Consider the following 15,622-nt stretch of genomic DNA (forward strand, 5'->3'; position numbering starts at 1 on the left):
CTGACTTGCGGGCCTTCTCGGACCGGCTCACGGCGAATGGCAAGGCGCCCAAGCAGGCCATCATCGCGGTGACCCGCAAACTGCTCGTTATCCTGAACGCCATGATCCGCGAAAACAGGCCCTACCAGCCCTCCTAGTCAACACACTTGCCTGGGGGGAGTCGCCGAAGGGTCGCCATGGTCGCGCCATTGGTCCGAGCGACAATGGCGACGGGGGGCAAAGCCCCCCTCTTGGGGAGCGACACATCCATCCCGCGCACCGCCAACCTGACCGGGCGCCCCCGCACCGCGTCAGCGGTGCCACCGCGGTCGTGGCGCAGACGCGACGCGTCGAGCCACGCCGCGGCCTGCCCCCGCTGCCGATGCCCCCGCGCCACCGGTCACGCCCCGATGACAGGCCCGCTTGCCATCCGCCCGCGAAAGGCCCCATCCTGCGCGCCCGGAGGGCTGGCATGGACCGTATCGACACCCGAGCCGCACGGCGTCTTTTCCTGCAGGCGCATGCGCTTATGGACCGCCCCGCGGGGCCGGGCAAGGGGGCCGACCTGGCGGCCCTCGTCCATCGGCTCGGCTTCGTGCAGGTCGACAGCGTCAACACGCTGGCGCGCGCGCATGACCTTATCCTGTGGTCCCGCCGCCCGGCCTATCGTCCCGCGCATCTGCGCGCCCTGAACGACCGCGACCGCGCCACGTTCGAGCATTGGACCCATGACGCCAGCGTCATCCCCGTCAGGTTCTTCCCGCAGTGGCGTCTGCGCTTCGCGCGTGACCGCGACCGGCTGCGCCGACGCTGGAAGGACTGGCACGGCTCGGCCTTCCATGGCGAGATCGACACCGTCCTGCGCCATGTCACCGAGCATGGCCCAGTCCACTCCGCCGAGATCGGCGGGCCGCGGCCGGAAAAATCGACCGGCTGGTGGGATTGGCACCCCTCCAAGACCGCGCTGGAATACCTCTGGCGCTGTGGCGAGCTGGCCGTCACGCGGCGCGAGGGGTTCCGCAAGCACTACGACCTGACCGAGCGGGTGATCCCGCCCGAACAGCTGAACGCCCATCTGCCCGAGGCCGAGATCATCGACTGGGCCTGCCGCGCGGCGCTGGACCGGCTGGGCTTTGCGACCTCGGGCGAGCTGGCCGCGTTCTTCGCCCTCGTCACCCCCGCCGAGGCGAAGGACTGGGCCGCCGCCGCCTGCGCCCGGGGCGAGATCCGCGAGGCCGGGATCGAGACCGCGCAGGGCAGCCTGCGCAAGGTCCTCCTGCGCCCGGACACGCTCGAAACCCTTGGTGACCTGCCCGAGCCGCCGCGGCGGATGCGCCTGCTCAGCCCCTTCGACCCGGCGCTGCGCGACCGCAAGCGGGCCGAGCGGCTGTTCGGGTTTCACTACCGGATCGAGATCTTCGTCCCCGAGGCACAGCGCCGCTACGGCTATTACGTCTTCCCGCTGCTGGAGGGCGACCGCATCGCCGCCCGCGCCGACATCGCCGCCGAGCGCCAGACCGGCGCGCTGCACCTGCGCGCGCTCTGGCCGGAGCCGGGCATCACATGGGGCAAGGGCCGAACCGAGCGGCTGATGGCCGAGCTGCACCGCCTCCTGCCGCTGGCCGGCTGCGACCGGGTGACGGTGGCCGACGGCTGGCTGCGCGAGACCGCGGCGCAGGGGTGAGCGGGGGGGGCCTTTCGGGCCGCGTCGCCATCTGCGGTCCCGAGGGCCGCAAGGACGCAGTCCACGCCGCGCGGACACGCCCGGAAGACGGGGCGTCTTGATGGGAATGGTGCCCCCAGAGAGACTCGAACTCCCGACCCTCTGATTACAAATCAGATTTTCTCGTAACACGGCCCAACACCCATCGGCACGAAAGACCTTGAAAAACAGCATGTTTCCCAGCATGTTGGGTGTCGTTATATCGCGGTGGAAAGTTGCCATACAGGGCAATCTGTTACCCCCACGGCGACCGGGGTAACAGATATGGGGACCATCTGACTATGGCAAAGGCACTGACGACGAAGGCGGTCGAGGCCGCAAAGCCGGATCCGAAGAAGCGCATAGAAAGGCCCGATCCGGCTCTGTCCGGCCTCTACCTTGTGATCCAGCCGAGCGGCGCGAAGTCATGGGCCCTGCGCTACCGGCACGAAGGAACACCCCGAAAGCTCACTCTCGGGCGCTGGCCCGCCATGCAGGTTGCGGCGGCCCGCAAGGCGGCATCGGCGGCGATTGAGGCCGTGGAAAAGGGCGAGGACCCTGCAGGCGAAAAGCAGGCGGCGAAGGCTCAGAATCTGATGGATCGTGACACGATCGCGAACCTGGTCGAGCTCTACGCCCAGCGCCACCTGGCAAAGCTGAGAACCGGCGCAGAGGTGCGCCGCCGCCTCGAGGTCGAGATGCTGCCCCATTGGGGCGAACGGGCGATCCAGGACATCACGAGGCGCGATGTTCGTGACCTGCTGGACGAAGTGGCCGCAAGCGGGCGCGCGATCACGGCAAACCGCTTGCGGGCGTACCTGTCCGGCTTCTTCAATTGGGCGGTGGAGCGCGAGGTGATCGAGATCGCGCCCACGATGGGTGTAAAGCCCGTGGTCAAGGAGCGCAGCCGCGAACGCGTTCTGACTGATGACGAAATCCGGTGGTTCTGGGCGGCTTGCGGTGCGCTGGGCTACCCGTGGGGCAATTTCGGAAGGTTTCTGCTGCTGACCGGGCAGCGCCTTGGCGAGGTGGCAGGCCTGACGCCGGACGAAATCGACGGCAAGACTTGGCGGCTGACCGGCCTGAGAACGAAGAACGGCCGAGCGCATGACGTTCCGTTGACCGAGGCGGCGCTGGGCGCACTTCCCGCGGGCGGACCCGGCGCAGCCTTCGTCTTCACGACAACGGGCACAACGCCGCTGTCAGGCTTCCAGAAGGGCAAGCTGCGCGTCGCGGATGGGATGCGCGAGATCGCGGCCCGCGAGCGGGGGGAGACCGTGGAGATCGCGCCATGGACTTGGCACGACCTGCGGCGCACGGCGGCGACCGGCATGGCCCGCATCGGGATCCCGGTGCGCGTCACTGAATCGGTTCTGAACCACGTTTCCGGGACCGGAGGCGGCATTGTCGCGGTCTACCAGCGCCACGACTTCGCTGACGAGAAGCGCCAGGCCCTCGAGGCGTGGGCACGATGGATTGAGGAGTTGATCGACGGCAACACTGGCAACGTGGTTCGGATCCGTGGGGCATAGCCGGAAATCCCTGCCTTCGGGGATCTCGGAAATCGCCGAGGCTATAGGAGACCGGGCTGCGCTCGAGCTGATACTGTGGCGCTGGGCCCGGGCGGCGGAGCGGGCAATGGCGCGCGGGCAGATCCCGCCACGCTCGATTGCCGTCCATGTGCCGATCCGTGTCGAGCGCGACCACCACATTACCGAGGCGCTGGGCCTCGAGGTGGCTGGGGCGCTGTCGGCGGCTATGCCGGGCGCAACAATCACTTGCCAGGTTCCCGAGTGGCTGCTTGATCACTACGTCATCCGGGCGGGCATGGCGGCTATGGCGGCGGGCGCGCCCGCCGAGCTTGTCGCGCGCCGTTATGGGAAACATCCTTCAGCCTGGTCGCGCCTCTGGCAAAGTCGCAATCGCAAGCCCCGATTGAGCCCCCTCGATGTTGTGGGCGACAATATCGCTCAGGAGGTGGTCGCGCTTCTGTTGCTCCGGAAGCGGCAATTCGTGCCGATATCGGCGATTTCTGCAAATCTGACATAGGACGGCGGGCCGCTTTGTGCGGCAATTGGTTGGCATCCGATCACGATAAAACAGGATGCTACACGATGACCCATAAAGACCCTGACGCCCGCATCGGCTCCCACGAGGTTCGCGAGATCTGCGGCGGGATTTCCGACATGACCCTGTATCGCTGGTTGCGCGACCCGAAAACGGGCTTTCCCCAACCTGCCGTGATCGGTCGCCGCCGGTACTGGCGGCGCGGCGACATCATCGCATGGTTCGCGAAAGCCGAGGTGGCAGCATGACCGCCCGTGACCTTGAGAGCGACGCGATCAACGTCGCCGCCCGCATCGACGCTGCGCTCGAGCTATTGCCACGCGTCAGCCTACCCGCATCAAAGGCCGCCCGTGGCCTTTCGGTAATCCTGGCCGATCTTGAAAGTACCGCGGGACACATGTTGGCCTCGGGCGGGGTCGCCTTGCGTGAAGATGTGGAGTACTCGCGCGAGGACTGGGTCAGCCTCGAGGGCATGGCAAACCTCCTATGCTCGAGGATCGAAGCTGCGCAGGAGCTCTACACCGCGGCCGACCTGCCCGCCGGGCGAGCCTCGAACGGCATGTCCATTGTCCTGGACGACCTGTTCGACTCGGCTGAGGCGCTCGCGAAAGAGATCGGCCTTCGACACCTTCCCGCCGAAAAGTGAAACCCGCGCCGGGGGGGCTGTCCAGGCGCGGGCTGCGAAGTTTTCGAAGATCCATCGAATACGAGTAGAATAGCACCGGACTGCCCCCTCGGCCAGAGAAAAAGGCCGCAGGAATTGAGCATTACACTGATAAAACGGATCGGGCTCGCGGGGCCAGAGAACAAGACACAATGCCTGGTTCTCACCGCAATCGCCAGCTTCGTCAAAGAACGCGACCAGGCCGGGCCCGCATATATGGGCATCAAAACGCTCGCCGCTCAGACACGACTGCACGAGCGCACCGTGCAGAGGGTCGTGCAGGCTCTCGAAGACGAAGGCTGGCTTTTCCGCACAGTAGGCGGTGGCCGGAAGGGCCTCAATGCCCAGGGCCAGCCGGTAGGTCGACCTTCAGAATACCGGATCAACCTGGCGCGCCTGTTCAGCGCCGGTTCCGCGGCGCCCTTGGAGGCGGACGACGAACATCCGCCGACCTCGGAAAGGGTGGCCGCCCAATCCGCCAAGGGTGGCACACCGCCACCCTTAGAGGCTGGCAAAGGGTGGCATCCTGTACCGGAAAGGGTGGCATCCGATCCCGCAAAGGGTGGCACCACGCCACCCGAACAAGAGGGGATCAAGAAGGGAACAAGAAATACCCCCTGTAGTCCCCCAGCTGAGACGCCTGCGACGATCCTCGAAGCGGTCGCAAGCCCGGATGCCGTGGCGTCCTTTCTCAGCTACCGGCGCAGCTCCCGAAAGGGGCCTGTGAGCTGCACCGCTGCGCGCAGGCTTGCAAAGCAGCTCGCGGAGATCGCCGCACGCGGTGGCGATCCCGACGACGCCCTCGGCGAGGCTGAAGAACGCGGATGGGCCACGGTGAAAGCGGACTGGTTCAACAAGAAGAGGCACAGAAATGAGCAGCTGTCTGGCGCAGACCTCGCACGCTCCGTCGCTGATGAATTCACCGGCAAACGCCGAGTGGATCGTCGGCAGGGTGGAAACCCTCCTATCCCATTATTTCCACCCCGACGTGCCTGATGATGTATGGCGGGGCGCGCTGATGGATTGGCTGGAGATCCTCGACGGCCTGAGCGAGACCGCGATCAACACGGCTTGCCATGGGTATCTTCGCGAGCAACCGCGACGAAGACCAACCCCCGGGGACATCTACACGCGGGCGTTGGCCTGTTCGATGCAGGGCGGACCACTTGACGAAGGTCAGCGGGCGGCAATGCCGCGCGACTACGAGGACAACCTCGAGACCTGTCTGGCGCGCGCACGGCGGTGGGTTACGATGGGTGGTTCAATGGCTGAGCACGGCCACCGCTTCCTGGCGCACTGGGGCGCGTCGGATCGATGATTGCGGTCCATGGTTCGATCGGGTCCTCCCTCGCGCCCCCAGGCCTGCGGGTAGCAGGGGGGCGCGGATGTTTACTTGTGCGTGGGCGCTGGAAAACAGGACTACAACTATAACGGCCCCCGCTGTAGGGTGCGCCAATGCTCGACCTGGACGGACCCTTGCCCGAGAGCGTGGCCACGGTGGCCGAAGTGATCGGCCGCGACGCTGCGCTGCGCCTGGTCGCAGCCCTGCCCGCGTCTCCTGGCAAACCCTGGCAGGCGGCAGTCTACATCCCGAGCGAGCCACGCCTGCGCCCCGGTCACCAGCTGGTTGCGATCCTCGGGTGGGAGGTGGCGGCGCAGCTCTGCCGGGGCCTCGGCGGCGAAATGTTTTTCCTGTCGAAGTGCCGCGAGCTTCATCGCGCGCACCGCAATCGGCGGATATGGGAGCTGCGCGCCGAGGGCCTGACGGCGGGCCAGATCGGCGCGCGGATCGGCATGAGCGCCGACACCGTCAGAAAAATCCTTCAGCGCCGCGCCGGGGGAAATCCGCACATGGAAACTGCGAATCGGTCTGCGGCAAACTGCTGAAAATCTTTCAGCGAGGCCGAGCATGACAATCCGCACCAGCACCGCCCCCCGCCGCGCCCGCCGTGGCGACATCGAGGGCCGTTCCTTCACCCGCGTCGGCGACCCGTCGCCCCTCGCCGATGCAATCAAGCTTGCCCGCCACGCCCAGGCATCGGGCGGCCGCGAGCGCCCGGACGGCGAATTCGTCGCCGACAAGCGTGCCTCGCAAATCGCGGGCGTGAACGCTTCGATCAATCTGCGCGCGATGTTGCCCGACTTGCTCGACGGTGACGGCCGCGTCTACCAGACCCCAGCGGCGACACCCGCCCAGGAGACCCGGACGCTGCGGGAAGCCGTTATGCGCAACAGCCGGTGCGTCCAGTTCGGCGCGAAGCTGGTCGAGATCGTGGAGGGCGAAGCGCGCGCTTTCGGCGCGGCGGTGCCGGCCATGGTCGAGCATCCGGCCGCGTTCCATGTGATCGAACCTGCCGACTTCGCACCCGTGACCCTGACCGAGGACGCTGCCGCCAACGCGGTGAATGGCGGGGCCGGGACGCGCGACGAAGGCGACGTTTCCGCCACGACTGTCCCGATCAGCACGGCCGAGCTGGACCGGTCCGGGCTGACACAGCGAGCCGTCCGCTTCACCGTCCCGCGCTCGACCCTGCGCGCCCGGAATGATGTGCAGATCGAGGCCGAGATCATGCTTTCGCTGGCGCTGGGCCTCGGCCGTGCCGTTGATGCCGTCTTGCTCACCGCGATCATCGCATCGAAGCCCGCACAGGACCTGGCCAACCCGTTCATTGACGAGGCCGCGACCCTCGGTCTGCGCTTCGACGAGATCGCCGCCATCGCTGGTCCGGCCGCCTTCGGCGATGTGGTGATCGACAACGGGCGGCTCTACCTGCGTGGCGTGCCTGCCGAGCTGTCGCCCGACGCGGCGCGCGGCGTTGTGGGGGCATGGGATCGCGCCGCCGTGGCAATCCAGCCGGAAATAGATGTCCTGGTGGAACGCGACCGCGCCGGGGCGCTGACCTTCACCGCGTGGGCTGACTTCGCCCCGCTCATCCCCTCGACGGCGTTCTTCTGGCATTACGCAGCATGATCTGGCCTTTCCGCCGCAAACCCGCCGTGGTCGCGGGCGACACGCCGCACCGCCTGCCCGCGGAGCTGGTGGCCGCGATCGAGACGGCGACGATCACGACCCGCGGCGAGCCGGATCCCGAGGACGGCAGCGTGCGGACGATCGTGAAGGTCGCGGGCATGGGGCCCTTCGTCCTGGACGGCCTGGACGATGCCGCCAAGCGGATCGAGACGGCCTTCGAGGTGCGCCCCGAGGTGGCCCAGAAGGCGGCCAAGCTCCTGGCGAGCGTTGCCGCTCGCGAGGTCCGCGACATGATCCGCGCCCGCCATGCTGGCGCTGGTGCGCGACCGTGGGTCTTCGACTGGTGAGGAAGGGAACGACATGGCAGACGTGAAGCGCATCTCAGTGCCCCTCGATCGAGAGCTCGAGCGCGAGCTTGAACGGGCGCGGCGCGACCTGGCGGAAAGGACCGGCGTGCGGGCGAGCATGGGGGCCGTCGCCTCGGGACTGCTGCGCCGCGCGGTCCGCGCGCCTGACAACGAACGGGCGACCTGAGCATGCTGCGGATCGACGTTGACCCGAAAGAGTTTCAGCGGCTCGAGAAGCTGTTCGGGGCAACAGAGGACCAAATCCGAAAGGCGTGGTGGCGCGCGCAAAGCCGGACCGCCACACACTTGCGACTCAAGGCGCGGATGGCACTCCGTAAGGGGCTGGACCTTCGGGCCAACAAATACCTGAAGGCCCGGCTTCGGCTCAGCGGTCGCGCGGGTTCGGACCGTCGCCTAAGCGCCAGTTTTCTCTGGGTCGGCCTCAATGATCTTCCCGTCCGTGCCTTCAAGGGTGCCCCGCGCCGAACGGCCTCTGGTGTAAATGCCGCCGGTCGAAGCTTCCCTGGTGCCTTCATCGGGACCGGCAAAGACAGTGGAGTGCGGATCGTTTTCCGCCGACGAGGCCGAAAACGCCTGCCGATTTTCGCCGAGACGGTCCCGATCCAAGAGACCGCCGGGGACATTCTCGAAAACGAAGTCATGAGCGAGACGGCCGAATTTCTCATGCGGACATTCCGCAACGAGCTGCGGGCCAGAACGATCTACCGGCGAGGAACCTGACTATGCGCCGAAACCAGCGCCTCAGCGCGACACTGACGATCGGCAGCGTGCTCGAGCGCAGCGTCGGCCGGAACCTGAACGTCGTACGCCGCGGCCTCGACAACGTGAATTCCGAAATCGCCGAGCTGACCAGCCGCCGCCGGGACATGGAACGGCAGCGGCGCGAGCTCGAACGCCAAGGGCGCAGCGTCGAGGACCTCGATCGGGAATATTCGGACCTCGGCCGCACGCTGGAGGACCTGCGCCGCCGCCAGGAACGCTACGAGCGCGCCGCCGCCTCTGCGCGCCGTGTCGGGGACACGTTCCGCACCGCCGCGGGTGAGGTCGGTCGCCTCGGGCGAAACGTTGCGCTCGGCGTGGGCACCGTCGGCGGGGCCATGGTGGCGCTGGCGCGCGATCAGGCGACGGCAATCGAAGAGATCACCCGAGCGTCGAACCGCATCGGCGTGGACGCGGAATGGCTGTCGGGCCTCGGCTACGCGGCCAGGCAATTCGGTGTCGAGAACGACGCGCTGGTCGACGGCCTCAAAGAGCTGTCGATGCGCGCGGACGAATTCGCCGAAACCGGGGGCGGGCCCGCGGCCGAGGCCTTCGGGCGGCTGGGCATCTCGGCCGAGGAAGCCGGGAGACTGGCCAGCGACACCGAAGAGATGTTCGCCGTGGTGCGCGACCGGATCGCCGAGATTGATGACGTGGCCGCGCGCCAGCGCATCGCTGACGAGGTGTTCGGCGGGACGGCGGGCGAGGTGATGATCGAGGTTCTGCAGCTCACCCGCGAAGAGCTCGACGCCATGATCGCCGAGGCGAGCCGCGCCGGTGCGGTCATCACGCAAGAGCAAACCGCGATCGCGCGGGCGTTCGATCGGTCCTGGAACCGTGTGGGCGCGGTGATCGACGGCGTCATGCGTTCGATCTCAGTCGAGCTCATGCCCGCGCTGGGCGATGCCTTCGACCGGCTGTCGGAGCACCTGATCGAGAACCGCGAGAACATCGTGGAGCTGGCGGGCCGTTTCGGCGACTGGCTGGGCGAGACGATCCCGAAGGTCGGCGACCTGGTCGCGGGCGTTGGCGACATCGTGGGCGCGATCGGGCGTGGCATCGACCGCGTCGCGCAGATGGTCGGCGGGTTCCAGAACCTCGGGAAGATCATCGGCGCCGTCATCGCGGGCCGCGCTGTCTTGGCTGTCGGCAGCCTGATTTTCGAGATCGGCCGCTTCGCCCTCGCCGTGAAGGGTGCCGTGGCGGGGATCGGCGGCATCGGCACCGCCATCAACGCGGCGGCGGCGGCGACCGCGATCGCCTCGAGGTCAATGATCGGAAGCCTGGGGGGCGTTCGTACGGCTGCGCTGGGCGTGGCTGGCGTAATGGGCGGGCTGCTGCTGTCGCGGGTGCCCGATGATCCGGGCGAGTGGGCCGCATGGCAGGAGAACAACGTCAGGAGCGCCGACACCGGCCTTCGCAGCTTGCCAGGCGTAGGCGCGGCCATGCGCGGCTATGAGTCGGCCTACCGCTGGTGGCACGGCGAAGACGCCCCAGACGCGACCGAAGGCGGGTTCACGCCATGGCGGCCCCAGCAAACCGGGCCGGTGCCGCGCAGCGAGATGCGCGCCCGCGCCGTGGGTGGTGCGTTCCCAGCCGGTGCCGTCCTGGTCGGTGAGCGCGGCCCCGAGCTGCGATACGAGAGCCGGTCAGGCTTCATCGCACATCACGCCGCCCTGCAGCGGCTCGCCGAGTATGCGCGGGATGCGGCAGGCGGGCTTACCCGCGCCGTCGCGCCCAGCGCCGAGCGGCAACCCGTGGCGGTGACGATCCATGCCCCCATCAACGCGGCCGGGATGGACCCGCGCAGGATCCGCGACGAGCTGCAGCGCCTCGCCAACGAAGCCGCCTCGGGCGCGCTCTACGACCATGCAGGAGGCTACGGACAGTATGGCTAGGACACGACGCAGACGCCGCCGCGGGTGGCTGGTCCTCGAGGACGGCCCTTTCCTCGCGCAGCTGCGGGACTGGTGGTCCCGATGATCGAGACCGGGCAAGGCGGGTGGGTGGTCCGCTGAGCCCTTCGCCCTGGTGAAGGCCGGAAGCCGGAGCCGGGGCCATGTGTAGCGCACGTCGCTGCACATAGCCGACCAGCGTGTTGATCGTTCGCGCTGGTCGGCTTTTTCGTTACCCGAAACGTTACCCCGACACTCTCCGGGTTTGCCTGGGTCATCCATTTGATCGGCTAAGTCGCTGATTTCATGGTGCCCCCAGAGAGACTCGAACTCCCGACCCTCTGATTACAAATCAGATGCTCTACCAGCTGAGCTATAGGGGCGCAGGAGAGGGAATACGGCATGGTCCCAGCTTGTGCAAGCGGGGCCGCGCGGCGGCCGTCGTCGAGCAGCGGTCGGGCCGAGGGGGTTTCGCCCGCCGCACCCTCGGTATAGGGTCGCGGCGCAGGCAAGTCTGGAACGGTCCGGGAACGGGAAAGCATGCAGGTCGTCTTTCATCTCGGCGCGCCGTGCACCGATCTGGGCCTGTTGCACAAATCCCTCCTGAAGAACCGCGCGCGGCTGGCCGAGGACGGCATCCTCGTCCCCCCGCTGGTCCGTTACCGCTCCGTCATCAAGGAGACGATGCGCGCGCTGCAGGGGCGCCCCGCCCCACCCGAGGTGCAGGAGGCGCTGCTGGACGCGATCGTCGACGAGGCGCGCGTCGAGCGGCTGATCCTCTCGGACCCGCGCTTCGTCTGCATCAACCGCCTTGTGGTGCAGCGCGCACAGATCTGGCCGATGGTCGAGCGCCAGACCGTCGCGCTGAGGGCGCTCTTTCCGCAGGCCGCGGTCGAGTTCCACATCGGGATGCGCAACCCCGCGACGCTGATCCCCGCCCTGTTCACCGGATCGAAATTCAAGGATTTCAGTGAGTTCACCGAGCGGATGCAACCCCATGCCGTCACCTGGTCGGAGATGTTGCAGCGCCTGCGCATGACCCACCCGGATGCGCCGATCACGGTCTGGTGCAACGAGGACACGCCGCTTCTGTGGGGGCAGATCCTGCGCGAGCTGGCCGATGTGACCTTCGACTTCCCGCTGCGCGGCGTCGATGACCTTGTCGGCACGATCATGGACCCGACGGGCTACAAGCGCTTGCGCCGCTACCTCGCCGATCACCCGCCCCAGACCGAGATGCAGCGCCGCCGTATCCTCGGGGCCTTCCTCGACCGCTACGCGCTCGAGACCGAGATCGAGGAGCGGCTCGACCTGCCCGGCTGGACGCCCGAGCTGGTCGAGCAGATGACGGCCGCCTACGAGGACGACATGGATGTGATCGCCCGCATCCCCGGTGTCACCCTGCTGACGCCCTGAGGACGCGCCCGTCGCGCCCGGGGGTGGCCGACCCGCTGCCCCTGTCGCTCCGCGGATGGCGCTCGGCCCTCAACGCATGCCGAGGGCTTCCTTGTACATCTCCAACACGGCCTCTTCCTCGGCGATGTCGTCGGGCTCGCGCTTGCGCAGCGCGATGACCTTGCGCATCACCTTGGTGTCGTAGCCGCGCGATTTCGCCTCGGCCATGACCTCTTTCTGCTGGTCGGCGATGTCCTTCTTCTCGGCCTCGAGGCGCTCGAAACGCTCGATGAACTGGCGCAGCTCGTCCGCGGTCACGCGGTAGCTGTCGGGGCGGTCGGTGTCGGTCTCGTCCATCGGTCCTCTCGCGGATCACTGGCATCGGGAAATGCCGGTCTAGCCAAGCCGCGGCGCGGCCACAAGTCTTGCTGCGGGCCTTGCCATGGGCCATTGCCATGGGCCGGACGCTGACCTAGGACGGGTGGTGAACACAGCCAAGGAGCAACGCGACACATGGCGATGCTGGTCTATATCGGAACCGCGCTGGCGCTGGCCGGTATCGTTGTGCTGGGCTACTGCATCTGGGCCGCGGTCGCCGCCAAGCGCGCGGGCCTGCCCGACGCCGAATTGCGCGCGCGGCTGCAGCGCATCGTCACGATCAACATGGGCGCGCTGCTCGTGTCGGTGATCGGGCTGATGGCGGTGGTGCTCGGGGTGTTCCTCGGCTGACCGGGGCGGATGCGGCGTGATCCGGCCCGAACCGGCCCGAACCGGCATGCTCCGGGCGGATCGGGCTTGCGCCCTGCCCCGCATTCGCGGCAAGCCATGTGACATGAACAGCATCGACAGCCTTCCGCCGCTGCGCGCGGTCATCGCGGCCCACGGCCTGTCCGCGCGCAAGGCGCTGGGGCAGAACTTCCTGCTCGACCTGAACCTCACCGCCAAGATCGCGCGGCAGGCGGGGGATCTGACAGGCTGCGACGTGCTCGAGGTGGGCCCCGGCCCCGGCGGGCTGACCCGGGGGCTTCTGGCCGAGGGCGCGCGCCGCGTCGTCGCGGTGGAGAAGGACCCCCGCTGCCTGCCCGCGCTGGCCGAGATCGCCGCCGCCTACCCCGGCCGGCTCGAGGTGCTGAATGCCGATGCGCTGGCGCTGGACTGGGCCGCGCATCTGACCCCGCCGGTCAAGGTGGTGGCGAACCTGCCCTACAACGTCGGCACCGAGCTCCTGGTGCGCTGGCTGACGCCGCCCGCCTGGCCGCCGGTCTGGAGCTCGCTGACGCTGATGTTCCAGCGCGAGGTGGCCGAGCGGATCGTGGCGCAACCCGGCGGCAAGGCCTATGGCCGGCTCGCGCTCTTGGCGCAGTGGCGGTGCTCGGCCCGGATCGTGATGTCGCTGCCGCCCGAGGCGTTCAGCCCCCCGCCCAAGGTCCACTCGGCCGTGGTCCATCTCGAGGCGCTGCCCGAGCCGCGCTTTCCCGCCGATCCGAAGGTGCTGGAGCGCGTGGTGGCCACCGCCTTCAACCAGCGCCGCAAGATGCTGCGCGCGGCCCTCAAGGGGCTGTCGCCCGAGATCGAGGACCACCTGCGCGCAGCCGGGCTCGCCCCCACCGAGCGCGCCGAGCAGGTGCCGCTGGAAGGGTTCTGCGCGCTGGCGCGCTCGCTGGCCGGGTGACTGGACGGCCGGCCGCGGGTGAGGGGAGCCGCAGGGCGGCACGTGATCGCCGCAGGTCGCGCCGACCTTGAGCCGAAGCGCCGGAGCGGCCCGCCCGAAACGCCGGAGCGGCCCGCGTCGCGCGCGGGGATGCACGCGACACGCGCCTTGGGAAAAGGGCGTTACTCCGCCGCTTCCTGCGGCGGCGTTCCGGGCGCATCGCCACCGCTTACCGCATCATCGCTGCCGGATTTCGGGGGCGCGGCTTTCCGTGCCCGCGGCTTCGGAGCCTCCGCTGCCGGGGCCTCCGCCGCGGGGGTCTCGTCCTGCGCGGCCTCTGTCGCCTGGCCCTCGGCCTTTTTGGGGCGCCGGGTGCGGCTGCGCTTGGGTTTCGAGGCCGCCTCGGGCGTCGCCACGAGGCCGCTGTCGCCCTCCGAGGCGCCGTCGATCACGGTATCGAAGCCCGAGCTCTTGCCGCTGTCGCGGCTGCCGCTCTCGTCCTGCCGCGTCCTGCCGGTCTCTTCACCGCCATCCTGACCTGCCGCGTGAGCACCCGACGGCCCACCCGACTGCCCACCAGACTGGCCCGCATCCTGACCGCCATTGCGGCCCTGCTGCTGGCCATGGGCGTCGTTGCCCTGCTGGCCATTCTGGCCGCCGCCGCCCTGCTGACCCTGCGGCTGGTCGCGCCGGGCGTCCTGCTCGCGCTGCGCCTCGGCCAGCATGCGCAGGTAATGTTCCGCGTGCTGCTGGAAATTTTCGGCCGCCACGCGGTCATTCGACAATTGCGCGTCACGGGCCAGCTGGTTGTACTTGTCGATGATCTGCTGCGGCGTGCCGCGGACCTTGCCCTCGGGGCCCGACGAGTCGAAGACGCGGTTGACGATGTTGCCGACCGAGCGGTTGCGGTTCCCCTTGGACCGCGAGCGGTTCTTAGATGATCTCATGTGTAAAATTCGGTTCCAGTTGTCCTGGTTGGCAGCGGCACGGGGCACAAGGGCCCCGGTTCCGCTCGTCACCCGTCCCCGCCGATCAGGCAGCCGGTCCGGAATATGAGGCAGAGCCGCAGGGGGGTATCACGAAGCTATCCACGCCTGCTGCTGCTGTGTAAGCACGAGAGGGGCCGCCTGACAAGGCAAATCTGCGCGAAACCGCGCCGCCAGCGCCCTCAGGCCACGGATCGGGCCCGATTCACCCCGTTTCATCCCGCGCCGTGGCGCTTCGGCATCCATCCTTCGACCACGCGCGGCTTGCCATTGATGTCGGGATGCACCGCCACCGCGTCAAGCCCCGCCGCCGTGAAGAGCGCCGCAACGGCCTCCCCCTGCCGCGCGCCGATCTCGACAAGGCAACGCCCGCCGGGCAGGAGGCGGGACCCAAGACCGTCCAGGATCGCCCGGTAGGCCGACAGACCGTCGCCCCCCGGCGTCAGCGCGCCGCGCGGCTCCCAGTCGGTCACCTCGGGGGCGAGCGTCGCATATTCCGCCCCGGTCACGTAGGGCGGGTTCGAGACCACCAGGTCGAACACCCCGTCCACCCCGTCCCACCAATCCGCCTCGACCCGCCGCAAGCGCCCCGCGACCCCATGCGCGGCGGCATTCTCCCCCGCCACGGCAAGGGCCGCGGCCGAGATGTCGCTCGCCACCCCGGTCGCGCCGTCACGCTCGGCCAGCAGCGTCACCGCGATCGCCCCCGTCCCGGTGCCGAGGTCGATCAGCCGCTCGAAGGGCCGGGCCAGCGCCAGATCGACGAGGGTCTCGGTATCGGGCCGCGGCACCAGCGTGTCCCGCGTCACCCGGAAGCTGCGCCCGTAAAAGCCCCAGGCCCCCAGGATCTGCGCCAGCGGCTCCCGCGCCAACCGCCGCGCCAGCGCCGCCTCGGCCGCCGACAGCCCCTCTGGCGTCAGCGCGGCGCCCCCCTCCAGCGCAACCCGCGTCGCGCTCCAGCCGGTGACATGCGCAAGGATCAACCGCGCCTCGCGCGCCGCCTGCGCGCCGGCCACCGATGCAAGACGGGCCCGCGCATGGGAAAGCCACGCCCCGGCGGTCATGTGCGCCCCCCTGCACCTTCATCTTTCTCCAAATACGCAAACCCGACACGTGCCACCGCGCGCACAGCTCCGACAGGGGCCGACCCGCCGCCCGGAGCGCCCGCGCGCGGACGGGCCGCAG

At 68.6% G+C, this 15,622-nt stretch carries 19 protein-coding genes and 2 tRNA genes; 16 read left to right on the forward strand and 5 right to left on the reverse strand.

All coding sequences use genetic code 11. The features are described from left to right. Window positions 1-451: 451 nt before the first annotated feature. Window positions 452-1,663 carry a winged helix-turn-helix domain-containing protein gene (locus QQK83_RS16485; RefSeq protein WP_284266120.1) on the forward strand — a complete coding sequence of 404 codons (1,212 nt, stop codon included), beginning with the start codon at window positions 452-454 and terminating at the stop codon, window positions 1,661-1,663. 107 nt (window positions 1,664-1,770) lie between these two features. Here the strand turns inward: QQK83_RS16485 and QQK83_RS16490 are convergent. Then, window positions 1,771-1,837, reverse strand: a tRNA-Ser gene (locus tag QQK83_RS16490). Between the two features lie 146 nt (window positions 1,838-1,983). Here QQK83_RS16490 and QQK83_RS16495 point away from each other — a divergent pair. From QQK83_RS16495 to QQK83_RS16550, 12 genes are all read left to right on the forward strand, one after another. Next, complete coding sequence (locus QQK83_RS16495; protein WP_284266121.1) at window positions 1,984-3,213, forward strand: tyrosine-type recombinase/integrase; 1,230 nt, start codon at window positions 1,984-1,986, stop codon at window positions 3,211-3,213. A gap of 106 nt (window positions 3,214-3,319) precedes the next feature. Beyond that, on the forward strand, window positions 3,320-3,730 hold the full coding sequence (locus tag QQK83_RS16500) for a hypothetical protein (protein WP_284266122.1): 411 nt from the start codon (window positions 3,320-3,322) through the stop codon (window positions 3,728-3,730). Between the two features lie 65 nt (window positions 3,731-3,795). Continuing rightward, window positions 3,796-3,996: a helix-turn-helix transcriptional regulator gene (locus QQK83_RS16505; protein ID WP_284266123.1), complete on the forward strand. Its 201-nt coding sequence runs from the start codon at window positions 3,796-3,798 to the stop codon at window positions 3,994-3,996. Continuing rightward, window positions 3,993-4,394 (forward strand): hypothetical protein, encoded by a 402-nt coding sequence (locus QQK83_RS16510; RefSeq protein ID WP_284266124.1) that lies wholly within the window; start codon window positions 3,993-3,995, stop codon window positions 4,392-4,394. Before QQK83_RS16505 ends, QQK83_RS16510 begins: the two co-directional genes overlap by 4 nt. A gap of 114 nt (window positions 4,395-4,508) precedes the next feature. Continuing rightward, window positions 4,509-5,408 (forward strand): helix-turn-helix domain-containing protein, encoded by a 900-nt coding sequence (locus tag QQK83_RS16515; RefSeq protein WP_284266125.1) that lies wholly within the window; start codon window positions 4,509-4,511, stop codon window positions 5,406-5,408. A gap of 22 nt (window positions 5,409-5,430) precedes the next feature. Then, window positions 5,431-5,730, forward strand: a complete 300-nt coding sequence (locus QQK83_RS16520) for a hypothetical protein (protein WP_284266126.1) — start codon at window positions 5,431-5,433, stop codon at window positions 5,728-5,730. Between the two features lie 137 nt (window positions 5,731-5,867). Further along, complete coding sequence (locus tag QQK83_RS16525; RefSeq protein ID WP_284266127.1) at window positions 5,868-6,299, forward strand: Mor transcription activator family protein; 432 nt, start codon at window positions 5,868-5,870, stop codon at window positions 6,297-6,299. Between the two features lie 22 nt (window positions 6,300-6,321). Next, window positions 6,322-7,383, forward strand: coding sequence for a hypothetical protein (locus QQK83_RS16530; RefSeq protein ID WP_284266128.1), 1,062 nt, complete (start codon window positions 6,322-6,324; stop codon window positions 7,381-7,383). Further along, the gene (locus QQK83_RS16535; protein WP_284266129.1) at window positions 7,380-7,730 is read left to right on the forward strand and encodes a hypothetical protein; all 351 of its coding nucleotides are present in this window, start codon (window positions 7,380-7,382) and stop codon (window positions 7,728-7,730) included. The genes QQK83_RS16530 and QQK83_RS16535 overlap by 4 nt, the downstream gene beginning before the upstream one ends. Before the next feature lie 13 nt (window positions 7,731-7,743). Then, window positions 7,744-7,917, forward strand: coding sequence for a hypothetical protein (locus tag QQK83_RS16540; RefSeq protein WP_284266130.1), 174 nt, complete (start codon window positions 7,744-7,746; stop codon window positions 7,915-7,917). A 2-nt stretch (window positions 7,918-7,919) separates the two neighbouring features. Beyond that, entirely contained in the window at window positions 7,920-8,471 is a 552-nt protein-coding gene (locus QQK83_RS16545; RefSeq protein WP_284266131.1) for a hypothetical protein, read from the forward strand. 2 nt (window positions 8,472-8,473) lie between these two features. After that, window positions 8,474-10,408 (forward strand): phage tail tape measure protein, encoded by a 1,935-nt coding sequence (locus QQK83_RS16550; RefSeq protein WP_284266132.1) that lies wholly within the window; start codon window positions 8,474-8,476, stop codon window positions 10,406-10,408. Between the two features lie 304 nt (window positions 10,409-10,712). Here QQK83_RS16550 and QQK83_RS16555 read toward each other — a convergent pair. After that, window positions 10,713-10,788: transfer RNA gene (locus tag QQK83_RS16555), tRNA-Thr, on the reverse strand. A 157-nt stretch (window positions 10,789-10,945) separates the two neighbouring features. On the opposite strand from QQK83_RS16555, the gene QQK83_RS16560 reads away from it, so the two are divergent. Further along, window positions 10,946-11,821, forward strand: coding sequence for a hypothetical protein (locus tag QQK83_RS16560; RefSeq protein ID WP_284266133.1), 876 nt, complete (start codon window positions 10,946-10,948; stop codon window positions 11,819-11,821). Between the two features lie 69 nt (window positions 11,822-11,890). Here the strand turns inward: QQK83_RS16560 and QQK83_RS16565 are convergent, their stop codons facing one another. After that, complete coding sequence (locus QQK83_RS16565; protein WP_284266134.1) at window positions 11,891-12,157, reverse strand: DUF2312 domain-containing protein; 267 nt, start codon at window positions 12,155-12,157, stop codon at window positions 11,891-11,893. A 156-nt stretch (window positions 12,158-12,313) separates the two neighbouring features. Here QQK83_RS16565 and QQK83_RS16570 point away from each other — a divergent pair, with 156 nt between their 5' ends. After that, complete coding sequence (locus QQK83_RS16570; RefSeq protein ID WP_284266135.1) at window positions 12,314-12,529, forward strand: hypothetical protein; 216 nt, start codon at window positions 12,314-12,316, stop codon at window positions 12,527-12,529. A gap of 103 nt (window positions 12,530-12,632) precedes the next feature. Further along, window positions 12,633-13,472, forward strand: a complete 840-nt coding sequence (gene rsmA, locus QQK83_RS16575) for a 16S rRNA (adenine(1518)-N(6)/adenine(1519)-N(6))-dimethyltransferase RsmA (protein ID WP_284266136.1) — start codon at window positions 12,633-12,635, stop codon at window positions 13,470-13,472. A gap of 161 nt (window positions 13,473-13,633) precedes the next feature. Here the strand turns inward: rsmA and QQK83_RS16580 are convergent, their stop codons facing one another. Both QQK83_RS16580 and prmC read right to left on the reverse strand, forming a co-directional pair. Beyond that, the gene (locus QQK83_RS16580; protein ID WP_284266137.1) at window positions 13,634-14,398 is read right to left on the reverse strand and encodes a DUF4167 domain-containing protein; all 765 of its coding nucleotides are present in this window, start codon (window positions 14,396-14,398) and stop codon (window positions 13,634-13,636) included. Window positions 14,399-14,652: 254 nt separating this feature from the next. Continuing rightward, a complete protein-coding gene (gene prmC, locus QQK83_RS16585) occupies window positions 14,653-15,501 on the reverse strand; it encodes a peptide chain release factor N(5)-glutamine methyltransferase (RefSeq protein ID WP_284266138.1) in 849 nt (282 codons plus the stop codon). Window positions 15,502-15,622: the final 121 nt, after the last annotated feature.

The organism is Roseicyclus amphidinii (assembly GCF_030163755.1).
Taxonomy (GTDB): Bacteria; Pseudomonadota; Alphaproteobacteria; order Rhodobacterales; family Rhodobacteraceae; genus Roseicyclus; species Roseicyclus amphidinii.

What these genes read in the sequence shown, in the direction of transcription:
- QQK83_RS16485 (WP_284266120.1), top strand. Translation starts at nt 452, where the DNA reads ATGGACCGTATCGACACCCGAGCCGCACGGCGTCTTTTCCTGCAGGCG.
- prmC (WP_284266138.1), bottom strand. Translation starts at nt 15,501, where the DNA reads ATGACCGCCGGGGCGTGGCTTTCCCATGCGCGGGCCCGTCTTGCATCG.
- QQK83_RS16495 (WP_284266121.1), top strand. Translation starts at nt 1,984, where the DNA reads ATGGCAAAGGCACTGACGACGAAGGCGGTCGAGGCCGCAAAGCCGGAT.
- QQK83_RS16565 (WP_284266134.1), bottom strand. Translation starts at nt 12,157, where the DNA reads ATGGACGAGACCGACACCGACCGCCCCGACAGCTACCGCGTGACCGCG.
- QQK83_RS16550 (WP_284266132.1), top strand. Translation starts at nt 8,474, where the DNA reads ATGCGCCGAAACCAGCGCCTCAGCGCGACACTGACGATCGGCAGCGTG.
- QQK83_RS16505 (WP_284266123.1), top strand. Translation starts at nt 3,796, where the DNA reads ATGACCCATAAAGACCCTGACGCCCGCATCGGCTCCCACGAGGTTCGC.
- QQK83_RS16570 (WP_284266135.1), top strand. Translation starts at nt 12,314, where the DNA reads ATGGCGATGCTGGTCTATATCGGAACCGCGCTGGCGCTGGCCGGTATC.
- QQK83_RS16545 (WP_284266131.1), top strand. Translation starts at nt 7,920, where the DNA reads ATGCTGCGGATCGACGTTGACCCGAAAGAGTTTCAGCGGCTCGAGAAG.
- QQK83_RS16580 (WP_284266137.1), bottom strand. Translation starts at nt 14,398, where the DNA reads ATGAGATCATCTAAGAACCGCTCGCGGTCCAAGGGGAACCGCAACCGC.
- QQK83_RS16540 (WP_284266130.1), top strand. Translation starts at nt 7,744, where the DNA reads ATGGCAGACGTGAAGCGCATCTCAGTGCCCCTCGATCGAGAGCTCGAG.
- QQK83_RS16500 (WP_284266122.1), top strand. Translation starts at nt 3,320, where the DNA reads ATGGCGCGCGGGCAGATCCCGCCACGCTCGATTGCCGTCCATGTGCCG.
- QQK83_RS16535 (WP_284266129.1), top strand. Translation starts at nt 7,380, where the DNA reads ATGATCTGGCCTTTCCGCCGCAAACCCGCCGTGGTCGCGGGCGACACG.
- QQK83_RS16560 (WP_284266133.1), top strand. Translation starts at nt 10,946, where the DNA reads ATGCAGGTCGTCTTTCATCTCGGCGCGCCGTGCACCGATCTGGGCCTG.
- QQK83_RS16530 (WP_284266128.1), top strand. Translation starts at nt 6,322, where the DNA reads ATGACAATCCGCACCAGCACCGCCCCCCGCCGCGCCCGCCGTGGCGAC.
- QQK83_RS16510 (WP_284266124.1), top strand. Translation starts at nt 3,993, where the DNA reads ATGACCGCCCGTGACCTTGAGAGCGACGCGATCAACGTCGCCGCCCGC.
- QQK83_RS16520 (WP_284266126.1), top strand. Translation starts at nt 5,431, where the DNA reads ATGGATTGGCTGGAGATCCTCGACGGCCTGAGCGAGACCGCGATCAAC.
- QQK83_RS16525 (WP_284266127.1), top strand. Translation starts at nt 5,868, where the DNA reads ATGCTCGACCTGGACGGACCCTTGCCCGAGAGCGTGGCCACGGTGGCC.
- rsmA (WP_284266136.1), top strand. Translation starts at nt 12,633, where the DNA reads ATGAACAGCATCGACAGCCTTCCGCCGCTGCGCGCGGTCATCGCGGCC.